This is a genomic window from Ruegeria sp. CG4, from assembly GCF_056537185.1.
In genome coordinates, this window is sequence record NZ_JBQFRB010000002.1 from 476,917 (window position 1) to 503,221 (window position 26,305).

Below are 26,305 nucleotides of genomic sequence, written 5' to 3' on the forward strand. Positions count from 1 at the left end.
GGGTTTTCTTCTCTCAACTTCCGGAATTCAGTTCCGCGCGCAGCGCCTCGACTGCGCGGCGCTCGAAGGCGCCAAATTCGGCGGCTTTGGCCTGAATGGCCTGCACATGCGGCAGACGGGCGGTGAAATCCTCTGGCGATGCATCCGCAATCGCCTGCTGAATTTCAGCCTTGGATTCGCACAGGATCATGCCCGACGTGTCCATAAAGTCGTCGATATTCGGGCATCCCCAGTAGATCGGCACGGTCGAACACAGGATCGCATCGATCAGCTTTTCCGAGAAGTAGTTCCGTTCCCGGACGTTCTCGATAACCACCGAGTACCGGTATGGGGCCAGACCATCGGACTTGTTTTCAAACGGTTTGTAACCCCGGCCCATTACATCGACATCCGCGCCACTTTCCCGGACCCAGTCAATCAGTTCGTGCCGCAATTCATGCCCAACCTGATCCCGTTTGGCCGACGCGATGAGGGAACAGGAGCGGTTTTTTTCAATTTTCAGATCCTGCCAGTTCAACACCTGCGTATCGCCGTAGGGCAGGAACACGGCGTTCGGGATGGTCTGCAGAAGGATGTCGTGAAAGGTGAACACCCGGAAAAAACGGCGATGGGTCCAGCGCAGCATCCGGTCGTGCTTGGCGTGAATGGCCGAAGGTTCCCCCATCATCAACGAAATGCGCGCGCGTGTGCCCCGACGCAGCGGCAGATGTACGGTAGAGTTGGGGTACATGATCAGGTGATCGGTGCGCTCGAGGTCACCGATGGTCTTGCCGGTCAGGCGCTCCGGGCAGCCCTCGGGCCAGATGAGTTCGGACAGCGGCACAGCCGCCAGTTTCGGCCCCAGACGGTGGCCGTATGGCAAAACGGCAATCGCGGGACGGGTCATTGCAAAGTCTCTGGCAGGTCGACCTGACCACGCATCAGGACATGGCCGCGACCGGCAACCCTGATCCCGGTCATCGCGTCCGGGGGACCGACTCGCGTGACAGTCGCCTGTCCGGGGCGGCCCATGTCGTGCCCCTGCTCTGCCACAATGGTGTCCTTCGGCATCAGGCCGTATTTCCACAGGTAAGCCGCCATGGCGCCCGTGGCCGAGCCGGTGAACGGATCCTCTGGCGGGCTGGGCGGCGCCAGCAGCAGGCGCGAGAATGTGTCACCTGCAGACGTTGCACCCTTCAGCGTCACTAGGAAGGGTTCGGCCATATCTGAGCTCGAAAAACCTGCTTTCTCGGCCACCTTGCGCAGAGGCACTTCGGACAGTTTTGCAGCGCGCAGGGCATCATGATCGCGCAACACGGTGATGCAGAACGGCAATCCGGTCGACACAAACTGAGGCGGGGATATGATGGCGCTTTCAGGCAGGCCGATCGCGGCGGCAACAAGTTCCGCCGGCACGCGCTGGCCAAATTGGGGGGCAACCTGCGTCATCTCAATTTCATCGCCGCTCAGGCGGATCGATACGATCCCGGCCCCGGTTTCCAGCGTCAGGCTGTCGCCTTCGAACAACGCGCGCGACCGCATGGCTGCAACCGTGGCGATGGTGGGATGCCCGGCAAATGGGATTTCGCGGCTGGCCAGGAAGTAACGCACATGCACATCAGCGACTTCCGAAGGGCCGGTGAAGGTGCATTCCACAAGCGAGGTTTCGCGGACATAGGCCATGCACACTTCCTGCGACAGCACAGCACCACCGTGGACCACGGCACAACCGTTTCCGCCAAATGCCCGGTCGCTGAAGGCGTCTACCCAGTCAAAATCGAACCAGCTCATGCGTCACTTTCCCCGAACCATATGAATTACGGGCGCATCCGGCCCTTCCGGTTCGCATATGTCGCCGCTATGGCGGTCATTGTCACGCTAAAAACAGCCGGAGGCGGGGCCGTTCAGTGAACGGCCACCGGTGAAAAGTCATGTTCACGGGCCAGGACAAAGGCCAGTTTCCGGTCGGCGACCAGCGCCAATTGCTGTCCGTCGGAATCGTGAACCGCATAAAGCTGATCCAGATCACCAGCCTGCTCTCGCACTTCCAAGGGAAGATCGGCAACATCGACCGCTTTGACATACACGATCCGGTCGCCTTCGGTGTTAATCTCAATCGGTGTATTCATTGCTCTTACCCCTTCCTTATGTTGATCGTCTGCACCACGGTTTCCGGCACGGCGCGGGTCAGGTCCACGTGCAGCAGACCGTTTTCCATGATCGCCTCGCCGACCTCGACCCCGTCTGCCAGCACAAACATGCGCTGAAACTGACGCGCCGCAATGCCTCGGTGCAAAAAGATACGCCCCTCGCTGTCGTCGCGTTGACGGCCCCGGATCACCAACTGGCGATCCTCGATGGTGATCGACAGATCTTCTTCCGCGAACCCAGCCACGGCCAGGGTGATGCGATACGAAAAATCCGATGTCTGTTCGATATTGTAGGGCGGGTATCCTTCGTTGCCAGCCTTTGCAGACCGTTCCAGAAGGCGTTCCAACTGCTCGAACCCCAAAAGATGCGGGTATGAGCCAAGAGTAAGTTTTGACACGTTTTCTCGTCCTTTTATGTCAAAGCGACGGGTAGTGCGGCCCCGTTGCGGCAACCGCGTGTAATAGAATATGGGAATATGCAGGGATGTCCACAAGGTCTGGCCCGATAAACCCTGACACACTATCTTGTGTGGAAAGCACCACAACTACGACTGAGTCGCCTATGAATGCGCCTACCGATCTTTCCATGAAAACTGATGAGGTTTTGCGGGTTGAACTTGAGGTGTTCCGACGTCAGCACCGCGATCTGGACGAAGCGATTGAGGCGCTGCAGGCAACGGGTACCTCGGACCAGCTGACCATCAAACGGCTGAAAAAGCAGAAACTGCGGCTGAAGGACATCATCCGGCTGATCGAGGACCGCCTGACCCCCGACATCATCGCCTGACGCATTGCCAGACAGGTGGATTTGGCTATAGTGCGCGCTCTTTGAAAAGCCGGGGAAAATGCGGATGGGTGAGATCAAGGTAGGCATCATAATGGGCAGCCAATCGGACTGGCCCACGATGAAGGAAGCCGCGGATATTCTGGACGAACTGGGTGTTGCCTACGAGGCGCGCATCGTGTCGGCCCATCGCACGCCGGATCGCCTGTGGGACTATGGCAAAACCGCTGTGTCGCGCGGCTTGCAGGTGATCATTGCGGGTGCCGGCGGGGCCGCGCATCTTCCGGGCATGATGGCTTCGAAGACACGGGTTCCGGTGATCGGAGTGCCGGTTCAGACGCGGGCCCTGTCGGGTGTCGATTCCCTCTATTCCATCGTTCAGATGCCGAAAGGGTTTCCGGTGGCGACCATGGCCATCGGATCGGCGGGTGGTGCCAATGCCGGGTTGATGGCTGCTGGTATCCTGGCTCTGCAGGATGCCGAACTGGCCGGACGGCTGGATGCCTGGCGCGAGGCGCTGTCGGCCTCTATCCCCAAGGAGCCTGCCGATGACTGAAGCATTGCAAACCGGGGCTCGGATCGGAATTCTGGGCGGTGGCCAGCTGGGCCGGATGCTGTCGGTCGCGGCGGCCCGACTGGGGTTTGTCACCCATGTTTATGAGCCGGGCGCGAACCCACCTGCTGGCCACGTCGCCGACCGCGTGACCACTGCCGCCTATGACAATGCCGACGCCCTGCGTGCCTTTGCCGAAGACGTGGATGTCATCACCTATGAGTTCGAGAACATCCCGACCGAGGCACTGGATCTGCTGGAAGCGCATCGCCCCATTCGCCCGGGCCGCGAAGCCCTGCGGGTCAGTCAGGATCGGCTGACCGAGAAGACCTTTCTGCAGGGACTGGGCCTCAAAACGGCACCCTTCGCCGAAATAACAGATCTGGACAGCCTGCGCGCAGCGGTTGATGAGATCGGCACACCCGCCATTCTGAAGACCCGCCGTTTCGGTTATGACGGCAAAGGTCAGGCCCGGCTACGCGCGCCCGACGACGCCGAATCCGCACTGGCCGATATGGCGGGCGCGCCTGCTATTTTGGAAGGCTTCGTGGATTTCTCGCACGAGGTGTCCGTCATCGCCGCCCGAGGTCTGGACGGTCAGGTTGCCTGTTTCGATCCCGGTGAAAACGTCCACCGTGACGGTATCCTGCATACAACGACCGTACCGGCGCGGTTGTCGCCGTCGCAGCGAACGGATGCCGTGCTGCTGGCGGCCAATATTCTGAACGCGCTGGATTATGTCGGGGTGATGGGCGTTGAACTGTTTGTCACGGCCGAGGGTCTTATCGTCAACGAGATCGCCCCGCGTGTTCACAACTCGGGACATTGGACCCAGAATGGATGCGCCGTGGATCAGTTCGAACAGCATGTCCGCGCTGTCGCAGGGTGGCCTCTGGGGGATGGTCAGCGGCATTCCGACGTGGTCATGGAGAACCTGATCGGCGCCGATATGGACCGTGTGCCCGATCTGGCCCGCGAACGGGATGTGGCGCTGCATCTCTACGGCAAGGCCGACGTCAAGGCAGGCCGCAAGATGGGCCATTTCAACCGGGTCATCCGCTGAGGGGTATCGCGCCGACGTGCGATGCCTCAGTCGAAGCTGTTCGTGAACTAGAGGAGACGCAGCGCGCTTATGCCACCAGGCGCGCCGCGATGTCCCCGGACATGTAGCTGACGCGCCCACCCGCCAGAGTGGCCGCGACACGGTTGGTGGCGGTTTCCAGGATCACCAAATCGGCCCGTTTGCCCGGTGCAAGCGTGCCGCGATCCGTCAGACCCAGCACCTGCGCAGGCCCTGACGAGACCAGCGCCCAGGCCCCGGCCAGATCCAGCAGGCCGCTTTTGGCAAGCATCAGGGCCGCGCGGCGCGGGCTGGGGTAATGGTAATCCGACGCCAGCGCGTCGCACAGCCCCATCGTGATCAGGTCAAGCGCGCTGGCATTGCCTTTGTGCGAGCCGCCCCGCACCACGTTCGGAGACCCCAGTATGACGTGATCACCGGCAGCACGGGCCGCCTCGGCGGCTTCCAGCGTTTCGGGAAACTCTGATATCCGGGCCCCACGCGCGCGCCAGTCTGCCCGGGCCCGGGCCGTGGCGTCGTCATGACTGCCCAACCGGACACCGCGATCGGACAGCGTGGCGCATAGCCGTTCCAGCGCTGCCGGTACTTCCCCTGACCGGGCATGCATTTCTTGCAGCATTTCGAGATGCGCTTCGGGGCTGCGCCCGGCCTTGAGCGCCTGCCCGGTCAGACGCGGCGGTGTGCGTCCTTGCGCCAGGCGGTCATGCGGCAGATGGTCATTGAACACCACATAAGGCACCTGCCACCGGGCAATACGCTCGGGCAGGTCCGCATAGTCGTCCAGCATGTGGGTTTCGAACCGCAATTGGGGCAACAGATCCGTCACGACGATATCCCTGACCCCGGCAATCGCGTCAAAGACCTGGCCCGCAAATCCCGGGCCGCGCACGCCGCCCTCCCAGCTATGGAACTGGGCCAGCACGGCTGTGGTAATACCATTGGCGGCCAGTTCCGCCTCGGCCGACACCAGACCTTCGGCCATTTGCTTCATCGCTCCGCGACGCGGCGCAAGATGACGCTCAAACCCGTCCCCGTGCAGATCGACGATCCCCGGCAGGATGGTGTATCCCGACACATCGATCTGCCGTCCGGCCCCCGAGGACTGAATGATCCCGTCCGCCACGGCCAGTTCGGTTCGCGTCACTTCGTGACCCGACACAAGAACATCCGCCCGGGTGAAGGTCAGTTCAAGTGCGGTCATCGCGTCGGCTCCGACGGAGGTTCTGAACAGTCCTCTCCGATACAGATCTCGTCAATGACATCCATGACACCGTCGAGCCAGGTGATCTGCGGATCAAAGCGGCCAAACTCGATAAAATGCAGCGCCTGCGCCATGACCCGGGGGTTGTTCATCATGAAGGTATGGGTCACCGGCAATACGATGTGATCGGCCATACCCGCGACACGGGTGGTTCGCACTGACACCTTTCCATCATCCCGCCCCTCGATCATCGACGAAAACAAAGGGTTCAGCGAGTTTTCTCCCGCGATTACGCCAAGATCGAATTCGACCGGCGGCAACTGGCCCGGAATACCCTCCGGTCCGGTTCCCAGCGCCAACCCGGCGGGACCGTTGAGCATACCGAAGACCTCCCATGAGCCTAGTTCATCAACCAGTTGGCTGCCCTGGTTTGGCGGGCCCAGCATGACCACGCGGCCCAGGTTGTCCGGTGTATTGTCCTGCAGCCAGTACCGCAGAAGAATCCCGCCCATCGAATGGGCCACGACATTTGCGGTCTCGTCCCCGCAGGCGGCAAGGGCGCCCGGCACGGTTTGCCGGGCCAGTTCGGGTATGGGCAGATCCGTTGACGGGTAATCCGGACGCACGACTTTGTAGCCGTGGGCGCTAAACAATTGCTCCATCACCGAAAACGAAGCCTTGGTGCGCGCAAGCCCATGCAGCAAAACAACGCATTTCGCGCTGGCTAAAGATGGAGCGAGGCAAAGAAGCAATACGACCAGAAATCTCATAGCCGCCAGATAAGGCTTATCGTGGATCGTGAAAACCCCTAGCCGGTCTTCCGTCGCGATACGGCCATCGCAATGCCGCCCAGAACCGCGACGGTTCCAACAGCCAGACGCAAACCTGCCGTTTCCCCCAGCAGCGCAATTCCAGCCGCGATGGCGATGATCGGAACGCTCAGTTGCACCACGGCCGCAGTCGCAGGCAAAAGCTGCGGCAGAACCCGATACCACAGCGCATAACCCAGCCCCGAAGTCACGGCGCCGGACAAAATCGCCAGCGCATACCCAGCGGGTGCCATCTGCCACGCTCCGCCCAACAAAAACAACGCAACGGACGTGACCGGCAGGGCAACCACGAAATTGGCAGCTGTTCCCTGCAATGCGTCGGGCTCGGACCGGCCTGCCAGCGAATAAGCGGCCCAGCCCACACCCGCCGCTGTCATCAGCGCGGCGCCGGACAAGTCGGCCTGAACAGCACCAGATGGCCACAACACATACCCAAGTCCGAAAAGCGCAATCCCCGCTCCGGCCAACTGGCGCGCGGTGGGGCCTGAACCTGTCACGGCGCCAAAGGCAAACATGGAAATCTGTACAACTCCGAACAGGATCAACGCCCCCAATCCCGCATCAAGCGTCAGGTACGCCATCGAAAACCCGATCATATAAATGGACAGTGACCCGGCCCCGATAACCCTGCGCTTGTGAAATACCGGCAGATACTCGCCTTGTTGCCGGACCAACACGCCCAGCATCAAGGCCCCAGACAGAACCCGCACCACGGCAAATCCCGCCGGATCGGCGGCCCCGCTGTCGATTGCCAGCCGGTTCAGGATTGAGTTCGCCGCGAAGGCGCACATGGTCAGGGTGGTCAGCAGGAACAGTCTCATATCAACCGCATAGCCGGTTCGCCGCGAACTGGACAGTCCTTTCCGCAAACACCCGGCGCTTCATCTTTTCCCAAATACTCCCACCGGAGGCATGGCCGCATCGCGGCCATCGAAACCGAAACGGGGCCGCCCGAAGACGACCCCGTTCCTTTGTACTGTACGTCCCCGTGAAGCAGCCTGGCCATGTGGCCTGGCGCCTGTCGGGCCGTCAGAATTCGCCGGAGCGAATTCGACGTCTTACATCATGCCGCCCATGCCGCCCATGTCGGGCATGCCGCCTGCGGCAGGTGCGTCTTTCTGCGGCTTGTCAGCAACCATCGCTTCGGTGGTGACCAGCAGACCGGCAACCGATGCCGCGTCTTCCAGAGCGGTACGGACAACCTTGGCCGGGTCGATCACGCCGAACGAGAACATGTCGCCATATTCTTCGGTCTGCGCGTTGAAGCCGAAGGCAGCGTCCGAGGATTCGCGAACTTTGCCTGCAACAACCGCACCGTCGACACCTGCGTTCTCGGCGATCTGGCGCAGCGGCGCTTCGATAGCTTTGCGAACGATGTTGATGCCTGCATCCTGATCAGCGTTTGCACCCTTCAGAGCTTCCAGTGCCTTACCGGCCTGAACCAGCGCAACACCACCGCCCACAACGACGCCTTCCTGAACGGCAGCGCGTGTTGCGTTCAGAGCATCGTCCACACGGTCCTTACGCTCTTTCACTTCAACTTCGGTCATGCCGCCGACGCGGATAACAGCAACACCGCCGGCCAGTTTGGCAACGCGCTCTTGCAGCTTCTCACGGTCGTAATCCGACGAGGTTTCTTCGATCTGAGTGCGGATCTGAGCAACACGTGCTTCGATCTCGGCTTTCTCGCCAGCACCGTCGACGATGGTGGTTTCGTCTTTGGTGATTTCGATTTTCTTGGCGGTGCCCAGCATGTCCATGGTGACGGACTCGAGCTTCATGCCCAGATCTTCGCTGATGACCTGACCGCCGGTCAGGATTGCGATGTCCTGCAGCATGGCTTTGCGGCGGTCGCCGAAGCCCGGTGCTTTGACAGCAGCAATTTTCAGGCCGCCGCGCAGTTTGTTGACAACCAGAGTTGCCAGCGCTTCGCCTTCAACGTCCTCGGCAATGATCAGCAGCGGCTTTTGCGACTGGATCACCTGCTCGAGCAGCGGAACCATCGGCTGCAGCGAAGACAGTTTCTTTTCGTGCAGCAGGATCATGCAGTCGTCGAGTTCTGCGATCATCTTGTCTGCGTTGGTGACGAAGTAGGGCGACAGGTAGCCACGGTCGAACTGCATACCTTCGACAACGTCGGTCTCGGTTTCCAGACCTTTGTTTTCTTCGACGGTGATAACGCCTTCGTTGCCAACCTTCTGCATCGCGTCTGCGATCTGCTGACCGATTTCGGCTTCGCCGTTGGCCGAGATGGTGCCAACCTGAGCAACTTCTGCCGAGTCCTTGACTTCGCGCGAAGCGGCCTTGATGCCTTCAACAACCTTGGCGGTTGCCAGGTCGATGCCGCGCTTCAGGTCCATCGGGTTCAGGCCCGCTGCAACCTGCTTCAGACCTTCTTTAACGATGGCCTGTGCCAGAACGGTTGCAGTGGTGGTGCCGTCGCCAGCTTCATCATTGGTGCGGCTGGCGACTTCTTTCACCATCTGCGCGCCCATGTTTTCGAACTTGTCTTCCAGTTCGATTTCCTTGGCAACCGAAACACCGTCTTTGGTGATGCGCGGCGCGCCGAAGGATTTGTCCAGAACCACGTTGCGGCCTTTGGGGCCCAGGGTCACTTTAACCGCGTCAGCCAGGATGTTCACACCCTTCAGCATACGGTTGCGGGCATCGGTGTCGAACTTGACGTCCTTTGCAGCCATGTCGTTTCTCCTTGAGAAATATGTTGGAAATGAAGATCAGAGAAAGCGCGTGGGCTTACTCGATGATCCCCATGATGTCGCTTTCTTTCATCATCAGCAGCTCTTCGCCGCCGACGTTGACCTCGGTGCCCGACCATTTGCCGAACAGGATCTTGTCGCCGGCTTTTACGGCCATTGCGATCAGTTCGCCGCTGTCCTTGCGTGCGCCTTCGCCGGTTGCAACGACTTCGCCTTCGCTGGGCTTTTCTTTTGCGCTGTCAGGAATGATCAGGCCGCCTGCTGTTTTCTCTTCGCTTTCAACGCGACGGACCAGCACACGGTCATGAAGCGGTTTCAATGCCATCTTTGCAGCTCCTTGGGCTCAAAGTTTGTTTATCCTCCCCTCACCTAATGGCGAGGCGTTAGCACTCGGGTCATCCGAGTGATAACGACGCATAGCTAGGGAGTTGGAAAGGCCGAGTCAACAAGATGTGAGAAACTTTTTGCGTCAGGGATTCCAGCGGGGCGGTTTCGGACTTCAGCCCTGTTGCTCCCAGCTATAGGCCCAATGCTTCAGCCCCTCGGATCCGCAGGCCGACAATTGGTAGACCCCCTTTTCGACTTTTTCGAACCAGCCATAGTGATTGTCGCGCATGATGCGCGTCGCCCCGGTAACTCCGGTTGCGCTGGCCACGTCAGATCCCTTGGTCGCGCCGCATTCCGCCAGATGGGCCGCACATTTCAGGGCGTCTTGGCGGTACCCGGTCACGATTCCGTGCCGCGTGGCCCCGCCCACATTCGGGTCGCCCTGCAGCCGGTCGAATTCCCGCAACAACCGCGCGGCCCTTACCTTGTTCTTGCGAGGCGCGTACGGCCCCGGGTCGCAATGCACCTCGGCCCGGCCATCTTCCCGGACGGTAATCAGGCCCAAACCCAGCCTGCGGCATAAGGACAGATTATCCCTCAGCGCCCGCCTTGCGGTCCGGCCCTTCGGTTTGCGCACACCGACATAGACCTGATCGGTTACTTTCAGGCGCGCGATCGCCTGATGAAACAGGGCCAGCGAAAACCCCAGCTTCAGCTCGACAATGACCGGATCATCGCCGTCGCGCGCGGCAACGATATCGGCTGCGCCGACCTCGCCCTTGACGGTGTATCCCTGACGCTCAAGCAACGCCTTGATCGGCGGGTATAGGTCCTGTTCGCGCTTCATCTCACCATGCTAGGCTATTCGGCCGGGATTGCCAGACGTTGCCACCCCCTTCAGCTTGCGCATCGCCGAAAGGAAAGGCAATGTCGCGCCCGATAGGATAGCCGTCAAAGCGGGGAAAACGATGCGCCTTCTGATTATTCTGTTGTGCCTGATCTTGCCTGCGAGCCTTCACGCCGCTTGCGAAGGCCGCGACCTGAGGGCGGATATGACACCCGAGATGGCGACCCGCCTTGAACACGCCTTGGACGGCATCCCCTTTCCCGAAGGCAACCACTGGGTTGCTGTCAGGGGCGACACGGTACTGCATCTGATCGGAACCCTGCACGTCAATGACCGGCGCATGTCCGCCGTGGTCGAGCGGCTGGAACCGCTCCTGAAAGACGCCGACGCCTTTTTCTTTGAAACCTCGCAGGCCGAGATGAAAGCGTTCGAGCAGGCTCTGGCCAAGGACCCCAGCCCTTTGCTGATCACATCGGGGCCGACTCTGATTGATCTGATGCCGGCCGAGGATTGGGCCGCCCTGTCAGCCACCTTGGCCAAACGCGGCATTCCCGCCTGGACCGCCGCCAAGTTGCGCCCCTGGTTTTTGAGCCTGACATTGGGCGTGCCATCCTGCGTCGCCCAGACCCCGGACGGAGACCGCGGCATGGATGCACGCCTGTCCGAACTCGCCGATACTCACGGTATCCCGCAGCATTCGCTGGAACAGGTCGAGAATGTCATTGCGATGTTCGAAAGCCATCCGATCGAAGAACAGGCCCAGTCACTGGCCCGGCTTGCCGGCGCGCTGGAGGCCAGCGAAGACCAGCTAGCCACGATGACCAACGCCTATCTGGAAGAAAAACATGCCGAAATCATCCAGCTTTCCTTGCTGCAGGGGTTCGACGCATCAGATCTGACGCAGGAAGAATTTGATGCCGAATGGAAGGCGTTCGAGCAGCAATTGCTAATCCAGCGCAACGACAACTGGCTGAAGCACATTCTGGAACTGAAGAACCAAACGGCAGTCATCGCCGTGGGTGCGGGGCATCTGGCCGGTCAGCAGGGGTTGTTGCATCAATTACAGCTTGCGGGCTTCACGCTGACACGCGCACCCTTCTGATCTGACAGTCAGGTTTGACGAACAGTCGCATCTGGCGCACTGCCGGGTGACAAGCCTGTCTGTCCACCCTATAAGGCCCGCAAAATCCCATTTCTGCAGGACACTGACATGACAATTCAGGTTTTCGGCCACAAGTCCCCCGACACTGACTCGACCGGCTCGCCCATTCTGTGGGCCTGGTATCTGAACGAAATCAAGGGCGAAAAAGCCGAGCCCGTGCTGCTGGGCGAACCCAATACCGAAGCTGCCTTCATGCTGCGCCACTGGGATCTGCCGAAACCGCGGATCATCGATGACGTGAGTGAGGGCGCTCCGGTCGTCATCGTCGACACCAACAACCCCGCCGAGCTGCCTGCCGGTATCAACGGCGCCGATATCCGCGCCATCATCGATCACCACAAGCTGGTCGGCGGCCTGGAAACCAAGGGCCCTATCGACATAACCGTTCGCCCGCTGGCCTGCACCGCAACCATCATGATCGACCTGATCGGGGATGACGCGGCCAAGATGCCTGACGCCATCAAAGGCGCGGCGCTGACTTGCATCCTGTCCGATACGCTGGAGTTCCGCTCGCCGACCACAACACCGCGCGATCGTGCGGTCGCGGAAAAGCTCGCCGCCGAGCTTGAGCTGGATATTACGGAATACGCTGCCGACATGTTCGCCGCGAAGTCGGACGTTTCATCCTTTTCCGACGCGGAACTGATCCGCATGGACAGCAAGGAATACGAGGTCGACGGCACCAAATTCCGCGTCTCAGTTCTTGAAACCACCGCGCCCGGTGTGGTTCTGGACCGCAAGGACAGCCTGGCAGGCTCGATGGCGGATGTCGCCAGGGAAGATGGTGTGGATCAGGTTCTGCTGTTCGTTGTGGACATCCTGAACGAAGAAGCCACCTTGTTGGTTCCGAACGATCTGGTCAAATCCGTTGCCGAAAAAAGCTTTGGTGCCTCGGTCGACGGCGATGCCGTGGTTTTGCCCGGCATCATGAGCCGCAAGAAACAGATCATCCCGAACCTCAAGGTCTGACACCGGACTCTTTACGGAAAGTCAGGCGCCCTTATCGGGCGCCTGTTTTTTTGCGAGGCTCTGCCTCGCGCTCCGGGATATTTTTGGCCAGATGAAGTTTGGATCCCCTGCTTCATCTGGCTGAAAGTATCCTGGGGGAGACGTCCGAAGGGCGGCGGGGGCAAAGCCCCTACTGGCCAAACCGGTATTCCTCTGCCATAGGCTTTGATGACTTTCCCACCGCGTCAACAGGGGCCTGACATGACACAGATAATCCAATCGCTTGCCGAGGTTTCCGACCGCTACAAAGCTCTGTTCGTCGACCTGTGGGGCTGCGTGCACAATGGCATTACGGCCTTCCCCGAAGCGGTTGCCGCGCTGCAGTCTTACCGCGCGTCGGGTGGTTTGGTGGTTCTGGTCACAAACTCACCAAAACCCCGTGCCGGTGTGGCCGTGCAACTGACGCAGTTCAACGTACCGGCCGACGCCTATGACACCATCGCCACCAGTGGCGACTCGGCCCGGTCGGCCATGTTCCGAGGCACGGTTGGTCAGAAAGTCTATTTCATGGGCGAATGGGAGCGCGACGAAGGGTTCTTTGAACCGCTCAAGCTGTTGCATCACCCGATCCAGATCGAGCGGGTGCCGTTGGATGAGGCCGAAGGGATCGTTTGCTGCGGCCCGTTCGACCCCATGGCGGACCCGGCGGTCAACCGGGCCGATTTTCTGTACGCCAAACAAAAAGGGCTGAAGCTGCTCTGCGCAAACCCCGATATTGTCGTGGATCGTGGTGAAGTGCGGGAATGGTGTGCAGGGGCTCTGGCCCGCCTTTACACCGAAATGGGCGGTGAGAGCCTGTATTTTGGCAAGCCTCATCCGCCGATTTACGATCTGGCCCGGCGCAGGCTGCAGGAACTGGGCGCAGACATTGCCGATGCCGATATTCTGGCAATCGGTGACGGTCCACATACGGACATCGCCGGCGGCATGGGGGAAGGGATTGATTCCCTGTTCATATCCGGCGGTCTGGCTGCATCCGAGACAAAAACGTCATACCAGCCTAACCCGGATGCGCTAAACAGCTATATTGAAAAAGAAAAAATAAACCCAACCTATTCGATCGGCCGTCTGAGGTAATAAAATAGGGCTTGATTTTCTGCACTTGCGAAGTAATAAAGTTGCCAATCGATGGCTACGGGCGGTTTTTTATTTCTCCGCCAACTGCAAGTGAGGGCAACATGTTGGACAATCTTCCGCGCGGAACGATCTGTATCGAAGACATTGAAATGGGCATGAGCCGCCACCTGCGCAAAGTGGTGACGGACGAGGACATCGAGATGTTTGCCCAGGTGTCGACCGACCGGAACCCGGTTCATCTGGACGACGATTATGCCCGCGACACGATTTTCGAAGGGCGCATCGCGCATGGGATGCTGACGGCCGGCCTGATTTCGGCGGTAATCGGTGAGCAGCTGCCCGGTCACGGTACCGTATACATGGGCCAGTCGCTGAAGTTTCTGGCTCCGGTCCGCCCCGGCGACATGGTTTATGCCGAGGTCAAGGTCATCGACATCGACTTCTCGAAGCGGCGCGTCAAGCTGGACTGCCATTGTTCTGTCGAAGGCAAAAAGGTTTTGGTTGGCGAAGCCATGGTTCTGGCCCCCTCGCGGAAATTCGACTGAGGCGAACTCTGTCTGATCTGCTATCGGCAGGTCTTGAACCCGCCTCTCAGTCCCGCTAGGCAGACGCCATGCGCATCATCCGGGATTTTCAGTTTGTCGAGCCTCAGGACCGGGGCGCCAGCGTGGCGATCGGGAATTTTGACGGCGTTCATATCGGCCATCAGTCGGTCATCGAACTGGCGCGCAAAGCCGCGCCGGATGCGCCCTTGGGTGTCATGACGTTCGAGCCGCATCCGCGCGAGTTTTTCGCGCCGGACAGCCCCCCCTTTCGGCTGATGCGCGGCAACAGCAGAGCGCATCGGCTGGAAAAGCTGGGGGTGCAGAAGTTGTATGAGCTGCCCTTCAACAGTGCGCTGGCCGGCCTGACCCCCGAGGAATTCGCGCGCGATGTCATTTGCAAAGGCCTGGGTCTGGCGCATGTGGTGGTGGGGGCCGATTTCTGTTTTGGAAAGGGACGCAGCGGCACAGCCGATGACATGGTCCGGTTTGGCCGGGACATGGGGTTTGGTGTCACCATCGCGCCGCTGATGGAACGGACCGAGCATGTGGTCTCATCCACCGCGATCCGACAGGCGCTGAGTGACGGACGCCCGCGCGACGCGGCCTCGATGCTGGGTCACTGGCACCGGATCGAAGGCGAGGTCATCGGCGGGGAACAACGCGGGCGCGAACTGGGTTTTCCGACGGCCAACATGTCCATCGAAGGGCTGCACCCACCGAAATTCGGCGTCTACGCGGTGCTGGTTGACGTTCTGGATGGACCCAATCAGGGCAGCTATCGCGGTGCCGCATCTGTTGGGACGCGCCCGATGTTCAATGGCGCAGTGCCGAATATTGAGACCTTTCTGTTCGACTTCTCGGGCGATCTTTACGGGGCCACATTGTCGGTGGGGCTGGTGGACTATCTGCGCCCGGAAATGACGTTTGAGAGGCTGGACGGGCTGGTCGCGCAGATGGATGCGGATTGTGCCCGTGCCCGCGAGATTCTGGCGGGCCAATGAAAAAAGACCCGATCGAACGCGGTGGCCTGTCGCATCGCTTTTGGGAGCGTAAGCCCCTGCGTCGCCTGAACGAGCGCGAATGGGAGGCCCTGTGTGATGGCTGCGGTAAATGCTGCCTGAACAAGCTGGAAGATGAAGACACGGGCGAGGTCGCCCTGACCTGCGTCGCCTGCCGCCTGCTGGACGACGAAAGCTGCCGCTGCACGCAATACGACATCCGCCATCAGTTCGTGCCGGAATGCATCGTGATGACCCCGGATAATATTGACGATCACGCCTATTGGCTGCCGCAGACCTGTGCCTACCGGCTGCTGTGGGAAGGCAAGCCCCTGTATGACTGGCACCCTTTGATATCGGGGACGCCGGACAGCGTTCATGCGGCCGGGGTTTCCGTTCAGGGGCGCACCGTGTCCGAATTCGAGACCCCTCTGGAAGAGTGGGAAGACCATATTATCGAGGAGCCCGTCTGATGTTTTTCGCCTCTGACAATTCCGGACCAGTCCATCCTGAAGTGCTGACCGCGCTTAGTGAAGCCAATCAGGGCTATCAGATGGCCTATGGCGCCGACACTCTGATGAACGAGGTGCGCGACCGCATCCGGGGCGTCTTCGAAGCACCGGGCGCGGCGGTATACCTGGTGGCGACAGGCACGGCTGCAAACTCGCTGGCGCTGGCGACACTGGCGAACCCTTGGGACACCGTCTTTTGCTCGCCCGTCGCCCACATTCACGAGGATGAGTGCAACGCGCCCGAGTTCTACAGCGGCGCCAAGCTGACGCTGGTGCCCGGCGGCGACAAGATGCAGCCAGAGGCATTGCGCAGCAGCATTCTGGGCGAGGAGACCCGCGGCGTACATGGTCCGCAGCGCGGCCCAGTATCGATCACTCAGGTGACCGAGCGCGGGTCCGTCTATTCGCTCGCCGAATTGCAGGGGTTGTGCGGTGTTGCACGGGAATACGGCCTGCCGGTGCACCTGGACGGGGCACGGTTCGCCAATGCTCTGGTCGCGCTGAACTGTTCCCCTGCCGAAATGACGTGGAAAGCCGGGGTGGACGCCGTAAGCTTTGGCGGCACCAAGAACGGGCTGATGGGTGTCGAGGCCGTCGTTTTCTTTGACGAATCCAAAGCCTGGGAATTTGAGTTGCGCCGCAAGCGGGGCGCGCATCTGTTTTCCAAACACCGCTATCTGTCCGCGCAGATGGCGGCCTATCTGCGGGATGATCTGTGGCTGCGCGCAGCCCGGCAGGCGAACGCGAATTGCGCAAGGCTGGCGGCAGGATTGCAGGCGGCCGGTGCGGATTTCCTGCACGAGCCGCAAGCCAATATCGTTTTCGCCCGTTTCCCGAGGCACCTGCATCGTCGATTGCACGAAAAGGGCGCGGTCTATCACATGTGGGGTGATGAACTGGACGGGGCGGACGAAGACGAAATGCTGGCCTGCCGCCTTGTCTGCGACTGGTCCATCAGTGCGGAACAGATCGACCGGTTTCTGGCCCTTTTCTGACGGTTGTCGGGGGCGTCGCCCCCGCCGCAGCAAATTCAGACAGAAGAGGCTAGCGGAATGCGGAAGAACTCCGACAGGCTGCGCGCCGTCTCTTTTGGATGGGAAATCGGCAGCATGTGCCCTGCCCCCGGGATGAGTTCGGTGGTTGCCGCAGGCAGACGGCGTTGCAGGCTGTTGCATATTGCGGGGATGACTGGGTGCGTCAGCGATCCGCTGAGGATCCGGACCGGCATTTGGGCGCGTTCCAGTTTTCCCGGTTGCAACAGGCCCGCACCGTCCTCGTATAGGGCATTGTTGGAGGCCGGGACTACATGCACCCCGCGGATCATTGCGGCGCGGGTACGGTCCGGCAGATCCGCCCAGCGGGGGCTGTCCTGTGTGCTCCACATGCGGTTGAACAGGCGGGCTGCCTGCGATGCGTTGCCTGCGGCGAGCGCGGACACAAACGGTTCTGCATCTCGCTCATGCTGATCGTAGAGGTCTGGGGCGTCCAGCTTTGCCAGGGCAAAAAAGACCGGCTCGATCAGAATAGCGCGGCGCACGAGGTCGGGGTGTTCGACCGCCAGGCGCAACGCGATCATCGCACCGAAGGAGTGGCCGATCACATCCATCGGTTTTTGCAGCTGGCTGGCCGCCAGTTCGGTCATCCGGTCAAAAAAGTCGCCGCGCCCGTCCCAATCCGGGCTGCGGCCGTGTGACAGCATGTCCGGCGCAATCAGGCTTGCCTTCCCGCTCAGCGCAGCTGCAAGGCCCGACCAGGCGCCGGAATGGGCAATGGTGCAATGCAGGGCGAGCATCTGATGCGCGCCCTTGCCCAGTGTTCGCACAAAGACATCTTGCGGCAGGGTACGGCCTGTCATGCCTTCAGCGTCGACAGGTGCCGGTCCAGATCGTCCAGCCTGTCCTGCCCCCAGAACCGCTGGTCATCCGGGGTGATATAAAACGGCGCGCCGAACACGCCGCGATCGACGGCCTCTTCAAGATTGGCGGCGTAGGTTTCCGCACCCACAAGCAGGCCGCTGTCGGCAAGTCCGGGATCGAACCCGGCCTTTGACAGGCAATCGCGGATCACATCATCCTGAGCGATGTCCTTTTCCTCGGCCCAGCAGGCACGCAGGATCGAATGGCAAAGCTGCCCGACATCGCCGGACCCGTCCTGAACGGCGGCGATCACGGCGTAGGATGAGGGGGCCATATTCGTTGGCCAGTGCGCGGGTTGCAGGTTGAATTCCATTCCCAGATTTCTGGACTGGCGCAGCAATTCCTGAGCCCGGTATTCGATGCGAGAGATGTGCCGATCCTTCGGCGGAACCCCACCAGTGCGCGAGAACAGAGCGATAATGTCCAACGGCTTGTAGTTGATCGTCGCACCGTGCTTTGCCGCGATCTCTTCCAGCCGGGTTCCGGCCAGATAGGAATAGGGCGAGAGTGTCGCAAAATAGTAGTCAATCTGGGTCATGTGCACTTTCTCCGCTGCGTTACCTTTGCGGGACGGTAAGGCCATGCTAAGCGGTGTCAACATCACGAATCTGTCACATTGCCATTGCTGCCCGGGGACCTCAGCCGATGCCGACACTTCACGAACCCAAGCTAATCGCTGGGAACGCCAACCTTCCGCTTGCCAAAACCATAGCCCGCCGCATGAGCCTTTACCGCGGCGTCGATCAGGGGCTGGTCGATGCGCGGGTCGAACGGTTCAATGATGGCGAGATCTTCGTCGAGGTGTTCGAGAATGTGCGCGGCGAGGACATGTTCATCATCCAGCCGACCTCGAACCCGGCCAATGACAACCTGATGGAACTTCTGATCATCGCCGACGCGCTGCGTCGGTCGTCGGCCCAGCGGATCACTGCCGTGATCCCCTATTTCGGGTATGCCCGTCAGGACCGCCGCACAAAGGCGCGTACGCCGATCTCTGCCAAGCTGGTCGCCAACATGCTGACCGGTGCCGGAATCGAGCGGGTCCTGACCATGGACCTGCACGCGGCCCAGATTCAGGGTTTCTTCGATATTCCGGTGGACAACCTCTATGCCTCGCCGATCTTTGCCCTGGATGTGAAACACCAGTTCAAGGACAGCCTGGATGAAATCATGGTGGTGTCGCCCGACGTCGGCGGCGTGGCCCGTGCGCGCGAACTGGCCAAACGGATCAACGCCCCCCTGTCGATCGTGGACAAACGCCGCGAGAAAGCCGGTGAAGTGGCCGAGATGACCGTAATCGGCGACGTCAAGGACAAGATCTGCCTGATCGTGGACGACATGTGCGACACTGCCGGTACGCTTTGCAAAGCGGCGCAGGTGCTGCTGGATAATGGTGCGAAAGAGGTGCACTCTTACATCACCCACGGCGTCATGAGCGGCCCGGCGGTCGAACGTGTGACCAACTCGGTCATGAAGTCGCTGGTTCTGACCGACACGATCCAGCCCACCGACGCAATCGCCAAGGCCAAGAACATCCGGATCGTACCGACGGCACCGATCTTTACCCAGGCGATCCTGAACATCTGGAACGGCACAAGTGTTTCTTCGCTGTTCGAAGACAAGACACTGACACCAATCTACGAATCCCTGTATCAGATGAACTGACCGGAAAAGGGACGCCTGGACAGGGCCCACCTTTCTTACACGCATATCTTAGAACGGACAGCCTTTTCATGACTGACAACAAACGCGTCGTCCTTTCCAGTGACCATGCCGCCATCGGACTGCGCCAGGCAATCGCCGCACATATCGCGGACGCCGGATGGGAGGTCGTGGATATCGGCCCGACCACTCCGGAAAGCACACACTATCCCCTGCATGGCAAGGCCGCTGCCGAGCGCGTCGCCTCGGGCGATTGTGCGCTTGGCATCCTGTTGTGTGGCACCGGTCAGGGCATCATGATGGCAGCCAACAAGGTGCCGGGCATCCGTTGCGGTGTGTGTTCCGACACATTCTCAGCCCGGATGATCCGGCAGCACAATGATGCCAACATGCTGTCCATGGGCGCGCGCGTCATTGGCGAAGGTCAGGCGCTGGATATCGTGGACGCGTTTTTGGGGGCCGCGTTCGAAGGTGGCCGCCACGCAACACGCGTGGACATGATCGAAGGCACCGACGCGTAAGAAACGGGCTTCAAGTGAGCAGTTGACGACAAGAGCGCGGCTTCCGTTCTGAAGGTGCGCTCAGGATATATGCCAGTCATCCTCGTGCGGCACCTCGCCAATCGCGGTCCACGAGGCGCGGATGCGGGCAACGCGCGTATCCGACCAGGTGCGGAAGACGGCGCAGAACCCTTCGGGCGTAATGTTCTCGGCCTTGATTTCGGCGCGCAGCGCCGAGGACGTGTCCACATCCCAAAGCGAAATGCCGATCTGCACCATCGGTGCCGAGCGAAACGGTTGGCTGAATGCGACGGTCGTCCGGCGTTCCCGCGCCCCTTCACCTGTCCACATTTCACCGCCATTGGCAAAATCGGAAAACAACAGGGCCTCGCCTTGATCAATGCCAATCGGATGGGTTTGAAAAGTTTTCATTCTGTCGTCGTTGTTCTTGAATTCCCGCAACTTATTCCGGCAATCGGGCAAAAGCACGACAAAAAAACGGCCCCGCAAACGCGAGGCCGTTCTAATTCATAAGCGATCAAGCCCGCGCTACAGGCTCATATGCGTTCCAAGCGCTTCCATGTCGGCCAGCAGTTTGGCTGCGTCGTCGACGATGGTCTGATCGTCGCCACCTTTTGCCGCTTCGTGCGACTCGCGGGCCTCGGCGATCAGATCGTCGATATGCGCACGGGTCACTTCTGAAACCGGAATGGCCTTTTCGGCCAGAACCGACAAGCTGTCGCCGTTGATCTGGGCAAACCCGCCGGTGACCAGATAGTCACTGGACCCTTCGGGCGCCTCAACCTTCAGCAGACCGGGGCGCAGTGTGGTGATGGTGGGGGCATGATCGGGCATTGCCGTCATGTCCCCGTCCGCGCCGGGAATCTGGACCGCCGTCACCGCGAGCGAAGCAAGGCTCCGCTCGGGGCTGACGAGGTCGAATTGCATCGTGTTTGCCATCAGGGTTTCTCCTTAGGCAGCCGCTGCAGCCATCTTCTCGGCCTTGGCGATCACGTCTTCGATGCCGCCGACCATCAGGAAGGCCGCTTCGGGCAAGTGATCGTATTCGCCGGCTACAACGGCCTTGAACGACGAGATGGTGACATCCAGAGGAACCTGAACACCAGGCGAACCGGTGAAGACTTCGGCCACGTCGAACGGCTGCGACAGGAAGCGTTCGATCTTACGGGCGCGGGCCACGGTCAGTTTGTCTTCTTCCGACAGTTCGTCCATGCCGAGGATGGCGATGATGTCCTGCAGCGACTTGTAGCGCTGGAGAATCTGCTGAACGTCGGTCGCAACCTTGTAGTGCTCTTCGCCAACGATGGCCGGGTCGAGCAGACGCGAGGTCGAGTCGAGCGGGTCAACCGCCGGGTAGATACCCTTTTCCGAGATCGCACGGTTAAGAACGGTAGTCGCGTCCAGGTGCGCAAACGAAGTTGCCGGCGCGGGGTCGGTAAGGTCGTCCGCAGGCACGTAGATCGCCTGAACCGAGGTGATCGAACCAGCTTTGGTCGAGGTGATGCGTTCCTGCAGGGCACCCATGTCGGTCGCAAGTGTCGGCTGATAGCCCACCGCCGAAGGAATACGACCCAGCAGAGCCGAAACCTCGGAGCCCGCCTGCGTGAAGCGGAAGATGTTGTCGACGAAGAACAGAACGTCGGTACCGGACTGGTCGCGGAACTGCTCGGCCAGGGTCAGACCGGTCAGAGCAACACGCGCACGCGCTCCCGGAGGTTCGTTCATCTGACCGTAAACCAGGGCCACCTGCGATTCCGACAGGTTGTCCGGCTTGATAACGTTCGATTCGATCATCTCGTGGTACAGGTCGTTCCCTTCACGGGTCCGTTCACCAACACCCGCGAACACCGAGAAGCCCGAGTGCACTTTTGCGATGTTGTTGATCAGTTCCATGATCAAAACGGTTTTACCAACGCCGGCGCCGCCGAACAGGCCGATCTTACCGCCCTTTGCGTAGGGGGCCAGCAGGTCAACAACCTTGATGCCCGTGACCAGAACTTCGGATTCGGTCGACTGTTCCGCAAAGGTCGGTGCGGGCTGGTGGATCGCGCGGGCTTCTGTCGCCTCAACCGGGCCTTTCTCGTCGATCGGCTCGCCGACAACGTTCAGGATGCGGCCCAGAGTGGCGTTGCCGACGGGAACCGAGATCGGTGCGCCGGTGTCGGTCACTTCTTCACCACGGACCAGACCTTCGGTCGCGTCCATCGCGATGGTGCGGACAGTGTTTTCACCCAGGTGCTGAGCAACTTCCAACACCAGGCGCTTGCCGTTGTTGGTGGTTTCCAGCGCGTTCAGAATTTCAGGCAGCTGATCGTCGAAGTGCACGTCGACGACGGCCCCGATGATCTGTGTGACTTTGCCTTTTGCATTCGCCATGTTTCGTCTCCGGTTTTCTTACAGCGCTTCGGCGCCGGAAATAATTTCAATCAGCTCGTTGGTGATCACGGCCTGACGCGAGCGGTTGAACTGGATCGTCAGCTTGTCGATCATTTCACCCGCGTTACGTGTCGCGTTGTCCATCGCGGACATCCGTGCCCCCTGTTCGGACGCTCCGTTTTCGAGCAGAGCCGAGAAGATCGCGGTCGCAACCCCCTTGGGCAGCAAGTCGGCCAGAATGGCCTCTTCGCTGGGCTCGTAGTCGAAAATGGCACCGCTGTCGTCACCTGCCGCTTCGTCCTCGAACGAGGCGGGAATGACCTGCTGTGCCGTCGGGATCTGGGTCACAACGTTGACGAACTTCGAGTAGAAGATCGTGGCAACGTCGAACTCTCCCCCGTCGAAACGAGACAGGACGTCCTTGGCGATGTCTTGCGCGTTGGAATACCCCAGACGCTTGACCTCGCTCAGGTCGATATGTCCAACGAACAGATCGCCAAAATCACGCTTGAGCGCGTCGCGGCCTTTCTTGCCGACGGTCAGAACTCTGACCGTCTTGCCATTCAGGCGCAGCTCTTCCGCCTTTTGGCGGGCCAGCTTGGCGATGTTCGAGTTGAAGCCGCCACACAGGCCGCGTTCAGCTGTCATGACAACCAGCAGATGGACATCATCACTGCCCGTACCCCGGAGCAGCTTGGGGGCGCTGTCGCTGCCCCCGACCGAAGCCGCCAGCCCCGCCATCACGGCATTGAACCGCTCGGCATAGGGGCGCGAGGCTTCGGCAGATTCCTGGGCGCGGCGCAGTTTTGCTGCCGCGACCATCTGCATGGCCTTGGTGATCTTGCGGGTCGATTTGACCGACTCGATCCTGTTTTTAAGGTCCTTCAGACTAGGCATCGGAACCCCCTATCAAGCGAAGGTTGCGGCGTATTCGTCGATCGCTGCCTTGATCTTGTCGGACGCGTCGCCTTTGACCTTCGGATCTTCGTCGGTGATCCACTTCAGCAGGTCGGCGTGCTTGCCGCGCAGGTGCGCCAGAAGACCGGCCTCGTAGCGGCCAACATCCGATACGTCGATCTTGTCGAGGTAGCCGTTGGTGCCTGCGAAGATGACGCAGACGATTTCCGCGTTGGTCAGCGGCGAGTACTGCGGCTGCTTCATCAGTTCGGTCAGACGCGCACCACGGTTCAGCAGCTGTTGGGTCGCGGCGTCAAGGTCGGAACCGAACTGCGCGAACGCAGCCATTTCGCGGTACTGGGCCAGTTCCAGTTTAACCGGACCGGCGACCGACTTCATCGCGTTGGTCTGGGCCGACGAGCCCACACGCGAAACCGACAGACCGGTGTTCACGGCAGGACGGATGCCCTGGTAGAACAATTCGGTTTCCAGGAAGATCTGGCCGTCGGTGATCGAGATTACGTTGGTCGGAATAAACGCCGAAACGTCACCACCCTGAGTTTCGATAACCGGCAGAGCGGTCAGCGAGCCCGCACCGAAATCTTCGTTCAACTTCGCCGAACGCTCCAGCAGGCGGGAGTGGAGGTAGAAAACGTCACCAGGATAGGCTTCACGTCCGGGCGGACGGCGCAGCAGCAGCGACATCTGACGATAGGACACGGCCTGTTTCGACAGGTCATCATAGATGATCAGAGCGTGACGGCCGTTGTCACGGAAGTACTCGGCCATCGCGGTCGCGGCGTAAGGTGCCAGGAACTGCATCGGCGCCGGGTCGGACGCGGTTGCGGCCACAACGATCGAGTATTCGATGGCGCCGGACTCTTCCAGTTTCTTCACCAGCTGCGCAACGGTCGAACGCTTTTGGCCGATCGCAACGTATACGCAGTACAGTTTCTTCGACTCGTCGTCGCCTGCTGCGTCGTTGTAGACTTTCTGGTTCAGGATGGTGTCCAGAGCAACGGCGGTTTTGCCGGTCTGACGGTCACCAATGATCAGCTCACGCTGGCCGCGGCCGATCGGGATCATCGCGTCAACCGATTTCAGACCGGTTGCCATCGGCTCGTGCACCGATTTACGCGGGATGATGCCCGGGGCTTTCACGTCTGCAACGCCGCGCTTGGAAGCGTTGATCGGGCCCTTGCCGTCCAGCGGGTTGCCCAGACCGTCAACAACGCGACCCAGAAGTTCGTCACCGATCGGAACGTCCACGATCGAGTTGGTGCGCTTGACGGTGTCACCTTCTTTGATGTCACGGTCGGAACCGAAGATAACGACACCGACGTTGTCGCTTTCCAGGTTCAGCGCCATGCCCATGATGCCACCGGGGAATTCGACCATCTCACCGGCTTGCACATTGTCCAGGCCGTATACACGGGCAATCCCGTCACCGACGCTCAGCACGCGGCCGATCTCGGCCACTTCGGCTTCCTGACCAAAATTCTTGATCTGGTCCTTCAGGATTGCAGAAATCTCTGCAGCTTGGATTCCCATTTATCCGACCTCTTTCATTGCATTCTGTAGGGAGTTGAGCTTCGAACGGATCGAACTGTCGATCATCTTCGAGCCCACTTTAACGACAAGACCGCCGATGAGGCTTTCATCAACGGTCGCATTGATTGTCACGGTCTTGCCCACACGCTCGGACAGCGTTTTGGACAGTTTTTCCATTTGCGTCTTGGTCAGCGCCTTGGCCGAGGCGACATCGGCGGTCACTTCGCCGCGCTCGTCCGCCAGCATGTCGCGCAGAACCTGCACCAGCTGCGGCACAACGAACAGGCGACGCTTTTGGGCCATCAGGCCCAGCGTGTTCTGCAGGATGGAGTTCAGCCCCATCTTGGCGGCAATTGCGGTGATTGCGCCTTCCTGTTCGGCGCGGGAAACCAGAGGCGAGGCGATCAGGTCGCGCAAATCTGCGCTTTCGCCCAAAGCTGCTGCCAGATCATTGATGCCGGTTTCCAGACCTGCGAGGTCATTATTCTCTTTGGCAATCTCGAAGATTGCGGTGGCATAGCGCTCGGCGATGCCTGTGGAAATCGAAGCTGGTTCGGACACGTCCACCCTTCCGATATTTTGGGCCCCGAATTCGCGTGCGGCAGCTACCCCGGGGGCGTGAAGAAACCCCGTCCTTGTAGGGCGGGGATCAAAATCACCGGGGATGTAGCAGAGGTGTTCCAACCTCGCAATATAGTATAGTGATTACGATGTTATCCACAAATTGTTTTATTTCATGCACTTACGCAAAGTGCGACCCTTTGGACACGTCTGAAGGGGTGAAAAATGTTACCAAATTGCAGCTTTTGGCGATTCCTGTGGCCTATTTCCCTCAGATTTAGGCACCAGACATGGGTGTCCATCGCCCGTTCTGTCAGGCCGGCTTGAGCAGGCCGTCCAGCGCCTTGATCGGGCGTTTGACCGCATCTTTGGTCACGGTGCCACTTGGCGGCCGGATAAGCTTGGTCGCCTCGACCATGAGAACGCCACCCGCCATAATTGTCGGCAGACGTTGCCCTGTCTTTTCGATCAGATTGCCGGATTTCAACCAGAACCGTCGATAGGATGGCGGCATGTAAAGAGCCGAGCAATGGGTTTCCGGAACGAAGTGATGGGCCTTGAGCTGGGATTCCAGCTGCGACGCGGAATACGGGCGACCAAATCCAAACGGTGTCCGGTCGGATCGCGACCACAGACCCGCCCTGTTGGGCACGACAAACAGGATACGCCCCCCCGGCCCCAACACGCGCCAGCATTCCTCCAGCAACTGGGTGGGCCGCTCAGAGGTTTCCAGACCGTGCATCACCACCAGCTTGTCCACGTGACCGGTTTCGATAGGCCAAAGCGTCTCTTCGGTCAGGACCGAGACGTTGGGCATTCCTGCAGGCCAGGGCATCACACCCTGCGGGCCGGGCATCAGTCCGATCACGCGCCGCGCATCCTTCAGATAGGGGCGCAGCAAGGGCACGGCGAATCCGAACCCGACAACAGTCTGCCCCTTGGCCTCGGGCCACAGCTCGACCATTCGACCACGGATCGCCGCCTGCGCGGCACGTCCCAAAGTGCTGCGGTAGTAGAAATTCCTCAGATCCTGCACATCAAGATGCATTG

At 60.2% G+C, this 26,305-nt stretch carries 31 protein-coding genes; 12 read left to right on the plus strand and 19 right to left on the minus strand.

What is annotated here, in order from left to right:
- Positions 1–13: 13 nt before the first annotated feature.
- The 4 genes from ACR0J2_RS08760 to ACR0J2_RS08775 form a co-directional block, all read right to left on the minus strand.
- Positions 14–886 carry a glycosyltransferase family 10 domain-containing protein gene (locus ACR0J2_RS08760; protein WP_480812303.1) on the minus strand — a complete coding sequence of 291 codons (873 nt, stop codon included), beginning with the start codon at positions 884–886 and terminating at the stop codon, positions 14–16.
- Positions 883–1,770, minus strand: coding sequence for a PhzF family phenazine biosynthesis protein (locus ACR0J2_RS08765; protein WP_480812304.1), 888 nt, complete (start codon positions 1,768–1,770; stop codon positions 883–885). Before ACR0J2_RS08765 ends, ACR0J2_RS08760 begins: the two co-directional genes overlap by 4 nt.
- A gap of 113 nt (positions 1,771–1,883) precedes the next feature.
- Complete coding sequence (locus ACR0J2_RS08770; RefSeq protein WP_170614745.1) at positions 1,884–2,108, minus strand: DUF1150 family protein; 225 nt, start codon at positions 2,106–2,108, stop codon at positions 1,884–1,886.
- Between the two features lie 5 nt (positions 2,109–2,113).
- Positions 2,114–2,527 carry an Hsp20 family protein gene (locus ACR0J2_RS08775; protein WP_058275530.1) on the minus strand — a complete coding sequence of 138 codons (414 nt, stop codon included), beginning with the start codon at positions 2,525–2,527 and terminating at the stop codon, positions 2,114–2,116.
- Positions 2,528–2,691: 164 nt separating this feature from the next.
- Here ACR0J2_RS08775 and ACR0J2_RS08780 point away from each other — a divergent pair, with 164 nt between their 5' ends.
- From ACR0J2_RS08780 to ACR0J2_RS08790, 3 genes are all read left to right on the plus strand, one after another.
- A complete protein-coding gene (locus ACR0J2_RS08780) occupies positions 2,692–2,916 on the plus strand; it encodes a YdcH family protein (RefSeq protein WP_037308505.1) in 225 nt (74 codons plus the stop codon).
- A 64-nt stretch (positions 2,917–2,980) separates the two neighbouring features.
- The gene (gene purE, locus ACR0J2_RS08785) at positions 2,981–3,469 is read left to right on the plus strand and encodes a 5-(carboxyamino)imidazole ribonucleotide mutase (protein WP_480812305.1); all 489 of its coding nucleotides are present in this window, start codon (positions 2,981–2,983) and stop codon (positions 3,467–3,469) included.
- Positions 3,462–4,529, plus strand: coding sequence for a 5-(carboxyamino)imidazole ribonucleotide synthase (locus tag ACR0J2_RS08790; protein ID WP_480812306.1), 1,068 nt, complete (start codon positions 3,462–3,464; stop codon positions 4,527–4,529). Before purE ends, ACR0J2_RS08790 begins: the two co-directional genes overlap by 8 nt.
- A 67-nt stretch (positions 4,530–4,596) precedes the next feature.
- Here the strand turns inward: ACR0J2_RS08790 and ACR0J2_RS08795 are convergent, their stop codons facing one another.
- From ACR0J2_RS08795 to ACR0J2_RS08820, 6 genes are all read right to left on the minus strand, one after another.
- Complete coding sequence (locus tag ACR0J2_RS08795; protein WP_480812307.1) at positions 4,597–5,748, minus strand: alpha-D-ribose 1-methylphosphonate 5-triphosphate diphosphatase; 1,152 nt, start codon at positions 5,746–5,748, stop codon at positions 4,597–4,599.
- The gene (locus ACR0J2_RS08800) at positions 5,745–6,518 is read right to left on the minus strand and encodes an alpha/beta fold hydrolase (RefSeq protein WP_480812308.1); all 774 of its coding nucleotides are present in this window, start codon (positions 6,516–6,518) and stop codon (positions 5,745–5,747) included. Before ACR0J2_RS08800 ends, ACR0J2_RS08795 begins: the two co-directional genes overlap by 4 nt.
- Before the next feature lie 38 nt (positions 6,519–6,556).
- Positions 6,557–7,399: a DMT family transporter gene (locus ACR0J2_RS08805; RefSeq protein ID WP_480812309.1), complete on the minus strand. Its 843-nt coding sequence runs from the start codon at positions 7,397–7,399 to the stop codon at positions 6,557–6,559.
- A gap of 237 nt (positions 7,400–7,636) precedes the next feature.
- The gene (gene groL, locus ACR0J2_RS08810; protein ID WP_170614751.1) at positions 7,637–9,277 is read right to left on the minus strand and encodes a chaperonin GroEL; all 1,641 of its coding nucleotides are present in this window, start codon (positions 9,275–9,277) and stop codon (positions 7,637–7,639) included.
- 55 nt (positions 9,278–9,332) lie between these two features.
- A complete protein-coding gene (locus tag ACR0J2_RS08815; protein ID WP_170614752.1) occupies positions 9,333–9,620 on the minus strand; it encodes a co-chaperone GroES in 288 nt (95 codons plus the stop codon).
- 174 nt (positions 9,621–9,794) lie between these two features.
- On the minus strand, positions 9,795–10,469 hold the full coding sequence (locus ACR0J2_RS08820; protein WP_480812310.1) for a DUF2161 domain-containing phosphodiesterase: 675 nt from the start codon (positions 10,467–10,469) through the stop codon (positions 9,795–9,797).
- 121 nt (positions 10,470–10,590) lie between these two features.
- On the opposite strand from ACR0J2_RS08820, the gene ACR0J2_RS08825 reads away from it, so the two are divergent.
- From ACR0J2_RS08825 to ACR0J2_RS08855, 7 genes are all read left to right on the plus strand, one after another.
- Complete coding sequence (locus ACR0J2_RS08825) at positions 10,591–11,571, plus strand: TraB/GumN family protein (protein ID WP_480812311.1); 981 nt, start codon at positions 10,591–10,593, stop codon at positions 11,569–11,571.
- Between the two features lie 108 nt (positions 11,572–11,679).
- Positions 11,680–12,600, plus strand: a complete 921-nt coding sequence (locus ACR0J2_RS08830; RefSeq protein ID WP_480812312.1) for a manganese-dependent inorganic pyrophosphatase — start codon at positions 11,680–11,682, stop codon at positions 12,598–12,600.
- 240 nt (positions 12,601–12,840) lie between these two features.
- Positions 12,841–13,716 (plus strand): TIGR01459 family HAD-type hydrolase, encoded by an 876-nt coding sequence (locus ACR0J2_RS08835; protein ID WP_480812313.1) that lies wholly within the window; start codon positions 12,841–12,843, stop codon positions 13,714–13,716.
- A gap of 101 nt (positions 13,717–13,817) precedes the next feature.
- Positions 13,818–14,261 carry a MaoC family dehydratase gene (locus ACR0J2_RS08840; protein WP_170614757.1) on the plus strand — a complete coding sequence of 148 codons (444 nt, stop codon included), beginning with the start codon at positions 13,818–13,820 and terminating at the stop codon, positions 14,259–14,261.
- A gap of 68 nt (positions 14,262–14,329) precedes the next feature.
- The gene (locus ACR0J2_RS08845; RefSeq protein WP_480812314.1) at positions 14,330–15,262 is read left to right on the plus strand and encodes a bifunctional riboflavin kinase/FAD synthetase; all 933 of its coding nucleotides are present in this window, start codon (positions 14,330–14,332) and stop codon (positions 15,260–15,262) included.
- Positions 15,259–15,732 carry a YcgN family cysteine cluster protein gene (locus ACR0J2_RS08850; RefSeq protein ID WP_480812315.1) on the plus strand — a complete coding sequence of 158 codons (474 nt, stop codon included), beginning with the start codon at positions 15,259–15,261 and terminating at the stop codon, positions 15,730–15,732. Before ACR0J2_RS08845 ends, ACR0J2_RS08850 begins: the two co-directional genes overlap by 4 nt.
- Complete coding sequence (locus ACR0J2_RS08855) at positions 15,732–16,766, plus strand: beta-eliminating lyase-related protein (RefSeq protein ID WP_170619553.1); 1,035 nt, start codon at positions 15,732–15,734, stop codon at positions 16,764–16,766. Before ACR0J2_RS08850 ends, ACR0J2_RS08855 begins: the two co-directional genes overlap by 1 nt.
- Before the next feature lie 35 nt (positions 16,767–16,801).
- Here ACR0J2_RS08855 and ACR0J2_RS08860 read toward each other — a convergent pair whose 3' ends face one another.
- Together ACR0J2_RS08860 and ACR0J2_RS08865 are read right to left on the minus strand one after the other, a co-directional pair.
- Positions 16,802–17,626, minus strand: a complete 825-nt coding sequence (locus ACR0J2_RS08860) for an alpha/beta fold hydrolase (RefSeq protein ID WP_480812316.1) — start codon at positions 17,624–17,626, stop codon at positions 16,802–16,804.
- Positions 17,623–18,225 (minus strand): 2-hydroxychromene-2-carboxylate isomerase, encoded by a 603-nt coding sequence (locus tag ACR0J2_RS08865; RefSeq protein ID WP_170614762.1) that lies wholly within the window; start codon positions 18,223–18,225, stop codon positions 17,623–17,625. The genes ACR0J2_RS08860 and ACR0J2_RS08865 overlap by 4 nt, the downstream gene beginning before the upstream one ends.
- A 107-nt stretch (positions 18,226–18,332) precedes the next feature.
- Here ACR0J2_RS08865 and ACR0J2_RS08870 point away from each other — a divergent pair, with 107 nt between their 5' ends.
- The gene (locus ACR0J2_RS08870) at positions 18,333–19,352 is read left to right on the plus strand and encodes a ribose-phosphate pyrophosphokinase (protein WP_170614763.1); all 1,020 of its coding nucleotides are present in this window, start codon (positions 18,333–18,335) and stop codon (positions 19,350–19,352) included.
- 68 nt (positions 19,353–19,420) lie between these two features.
- Positions 19,421–19,870 (plus strand): ribose 5-phosphate isomerase B, encoded by a 450-nt coding sequence (rpiB, locus tag ACR0J2_RS08875; protein ID WP_170614764.1) that lies wholly within the window; start codon positions 19,421–19,423, stop codon positions 19,868–19,870.
- Positions 19,871–19,930: 60 nt separating this feature from the next.
- On the opposite strand, the gene ACR0J2_RS08880 is transcribed toward rpiB, so the two are convergent.
- The 7 genes from ACR0J2_RS08880 to ACR0J2_RS08910 all read right to left on the minus strand — a co-directional run bounded on the left by ACR0J2_RS08880 (position 19,931) and on the right by ACR0J2_RS08910 (position 26,303).
- Positions 19,931–20,281, minus strand: coding sequence for an H-type lectin domain-containing protein (locus tag ACR0J2_RS08880; RefSeq protein WP_170614765.1), 351 nt, complete (start codon positions 20,279–20,281; stop codon positions 19,931–19,933).
- Positions 20,282–20,398: 117 nt separating this feature from the next.
- Positions 20,399–20,809: a F0F1 ATP synthase subunit epsilon gene (locus ACR0J2_RS08885; RefSeq protein WP_480812317.1), complete on the minus strand. Its 411-nt coding sequence runs from the start codon at positions 20,807–20,809 to the stop codon at positions 20,399–20,401.
- A 12-nt stretch (positions 20,810–20,821) separates the two neighbouring features.
- Positions 20,822–22,246, minus strand: a complete 1,425-nt coding sequence (gene atpD, locus ACR0J2_RS08890) for a F0F1 ATP synthase subunit beta (RefSeq protein WP_170614767.1) — start codon at positions 22,244–22,246, stop codon at positions 20,822–20,824.
- A gap of 18 nt (positions 22,247–22,264) precedes the next feature.
- Positions 22,265–23,143: a F0F1 ATP synthase subunit gamma gene (locus ACR0J2_RS08895; RefSeq protein ID WP_480812318.1), complete on the minus strand. Its 879-nt coding sequence runs from the start codon at positions 23,141–23,143 to the stop codon at positions 22,265–22,267.
- Between the two features lie 12 nt (positions 23,144–23,155).
- Complete coding sequence (gene atpA / locus ACR0J2_RS08900; protein ID WP_170614769.1) at positions 23,156–24,694, minus strand: F0F1 ATP synthase subunit alpha; 1,539 nt, start codon at positions 24,692–24,694, stop codon at positions 23,156–23,158.
- The gene (locus tag ACR0J2_RS08905; protein ID WP_170614770.1) at positions 24,695–25,255 is read right to left on the minus strand and encodes a F0F1 ATP synthase subunit delta; all 561 of its coding nucleotides are present in this window, start codon (positions 25,253–25,255) and stop codon (positions 24,695–24,697) included. It abuts the gene before it with no gap.
- Positions 25,256–25,568: 313 nt separating this feature from the next.
- Positions 25,569–26,303, minus strand: coding sequence for a class I SAM-dependent methyltransferase (locus ACR0J2_RS08910; RefSeq protein WP_170807897.1), 735 nt, complete (start codon positions 26,301–26,303; stop codon positions 25,569–25,571).
- Positions 26,304–26,305: the final 2 nt, after the last annotated feature.

Bases quoted from the DNA above. Each gene is read 5' to 3' on its own strand.
- ACR0J2_RS08760 (WP_480812303.1), bottom strand. From the start codon at position 886: ATGACCCGTCCCGCGATTGCCGTTTTGCCATACGGCCACCGTCTGGGG.
- rpiB (WP_170614764.1), top strand. From the start codon at position 19,421: ATGACTGACAACAAACGCGTCGTCCTTTCCAGTGACCATGCCGCCATC.
- ACR0J2_RS08800 (WP_480812308.1), bottom strand. From the start codon at position 6,518: ATGAGATTTCTGGTCGTATTGCTTCTTTGCCTCGCTCCATCTTTAGCC.
- purE (WP_480812305.1), top strand. From the start codon at position 2,981: ATGGGTGAGATCAAGGTAGGCATCATAATGGGCAGCCAATCGGACTGG.
- groL (WP_170614751.1), bottom strand. From the start codon at position 9,277: ATGGCTGCAAAGGACGTCAAGTTCGACACCGATGCCCGCAACCGTATG.
- ACR0J2_RS08835 (WP_480812313.1), top strand. From the start codon at position 12,841: ATGACACAGATAATCCAATCGCTTGCCGAGGTTTCCGACCGCTACAAA.
- ACR0J2_RS08830 (WP_480812312.1), top strand. From the start codon at position 11,680: ATGACAATTCAGGTTTTCGGCCACAAGTCCCCCGACACTGACTCGACC.
- ACR0J2_RS08815 (WP_170614752.1), bottom strand. From the start codon at position 9,620: ATGGCATTGAAACCGCTTCATGACCGTGTGCTGGTCCGTCGCGTTGAA.
- ACR0J2_RS08765 (WP_480812304.1), bottom strand. From the start codon at position 1,770: ATGAGCTGGTTCGATTTTGACTGGGTAGACGCCTTCAGCGACCGGGCA.
- ACR0J2_RS08840 (WP_170614757.1), top strand. From the start codon at position 13,818: ATGTTGGACAATCTTCCGCGCGGAACGATCTGTATCGAAGACATTGAA.
- ACR0J2_RS08865 (WP_170614762.1), bottom strand. From the start codon at position 18,225: ATGACCCAGATTGACTACTATTTTGCGACACTCTCGCCCTATTCCTAT.
- ACR0J2_RS08790 (WP_480812306.1), top strand. From the start codon at position 3,462: ATGACTGAAGCATTGCAAACCGGGGCTCGGATCGGAATTCTGGGCGGT.
- ACR0J2_RS08860 (WP_480812316.1), bottom strand. From the start codon at position 17,626: ATGACAGGCCGTACCCTGCCGCAAGATGTCTTTGTGCGAACACTGGGC.
- ACR0J2_RS08770 (WP_170614745.1), bottom strand. From the start codon at position 2,108: ATGAATACACCGATTGAGATTAACACCGAAGGCGACCGGATCGTGTAT.
- ACR0J2_RS08825 (WP_480812311.1), top strand. From the start codon at position 10,591: ATGCGCCTTCTGATTATTCTGTTGTGCCTGATCTTGCCTGCGAGCCTT.
- ACR0J2_RS08855 (WP_170619553.1), top strand. From the start codon at position 15,732: ATGTTTTTCGCCTCTGACAATTCCGGACCAGTCCATCCTGAAGTGCTG.
- ACR0J2_RS08845 (WP_480812314.1), top strand. From the start codon at position 14,330: ATGCGCATCATCCGGGATTTTCAGTTTGTCGAGCCTCAGGACCGGGGC.
- ACR0J2_RS08885 (WP_480812317.1), bottom strand. From the start codon at position 20,809: ATGGCAAACACGATGCAATTCGACCTCGTCAGCCCCGAGCGGAGCCTT.
- ACR0J2_RS08870 (WP_170614763.1), top strand. From the start codon at position 18,333: ATGCCGACACTTCACGAACCCAAGCTAATCGCTGGGAACGCCAACCTT.
- ACR0J2_RS08880 (WP_170614765.1), bottom strand. From the start codon at position 20,281: ATGAAAACTTTTCAAACCCATCCGATTGGCATTGATCAAGGCGAGGCC.
- ACR0J2_RS08795 (WP_480812307.1), bottom strand. From the start codon at position 5,748: ATGACCGCACTTGAACTGACCTTCACCCGGGCGGATGTTCTTGTGTCG.
- atpD (WP_170614767.1), bottom strand. From the start codon at position 22,246: ATGGCGAATGCAAAAGGCAAAGTCACACAGATCATCGGGGCCGTCGTC.
- ACR0J2_RS08850 (WP_480812315.1), top strand. From the start codon at position 15,259: ATGAAAAAAGACCCGATCGAACGCGGTGGCCTGTCGCATCGCTTTTGG.
- ACR0J2_RS08780 (WP_037308505.1), top strand. From the start codon at position 2,692: ATGAATGCGCCTACCGATCTTTCCATGAAAACTGATGAGGTTTTGCGG.
- ACR0J2_RS08895 (WP_480812318.1), bottom strand. From the start codon at position 23,143: ATGCCTAGTCTGAAGGACCTTAAAAACAGGATCGAGTCGGTCAAATCG.
- ACR0J2_RS08910 (WP_170807897.1), bottom strand. From the start codon at position 26,303: ATGCATCTTGATGTGCAGGATCTGAGGAATTTCTACTACCGCAGCACT.
- ACR0J2_RS08805 (WP_480812309.1), bottom strand. From the start codon at position 7,399: ATGAGACTGTTCCTGCTGACCACCCTGACCATGTGCGCCTTCGCGGCG.
- ACR0J2_RS08820 (WP_480812310.1), bottom strand. From the start codon at position 10,469: ATGAAGCGCGAACAGGACCTATACCCGCCGATCAAGGCGTTGCTTGAG.
- atpA (WP_170614769.1), bottom strand. From the start codon at position 24,694: ATGGGAATCCAAGCTGCAGAGATTTCTGCAATCCTGAAGGACCAGATC.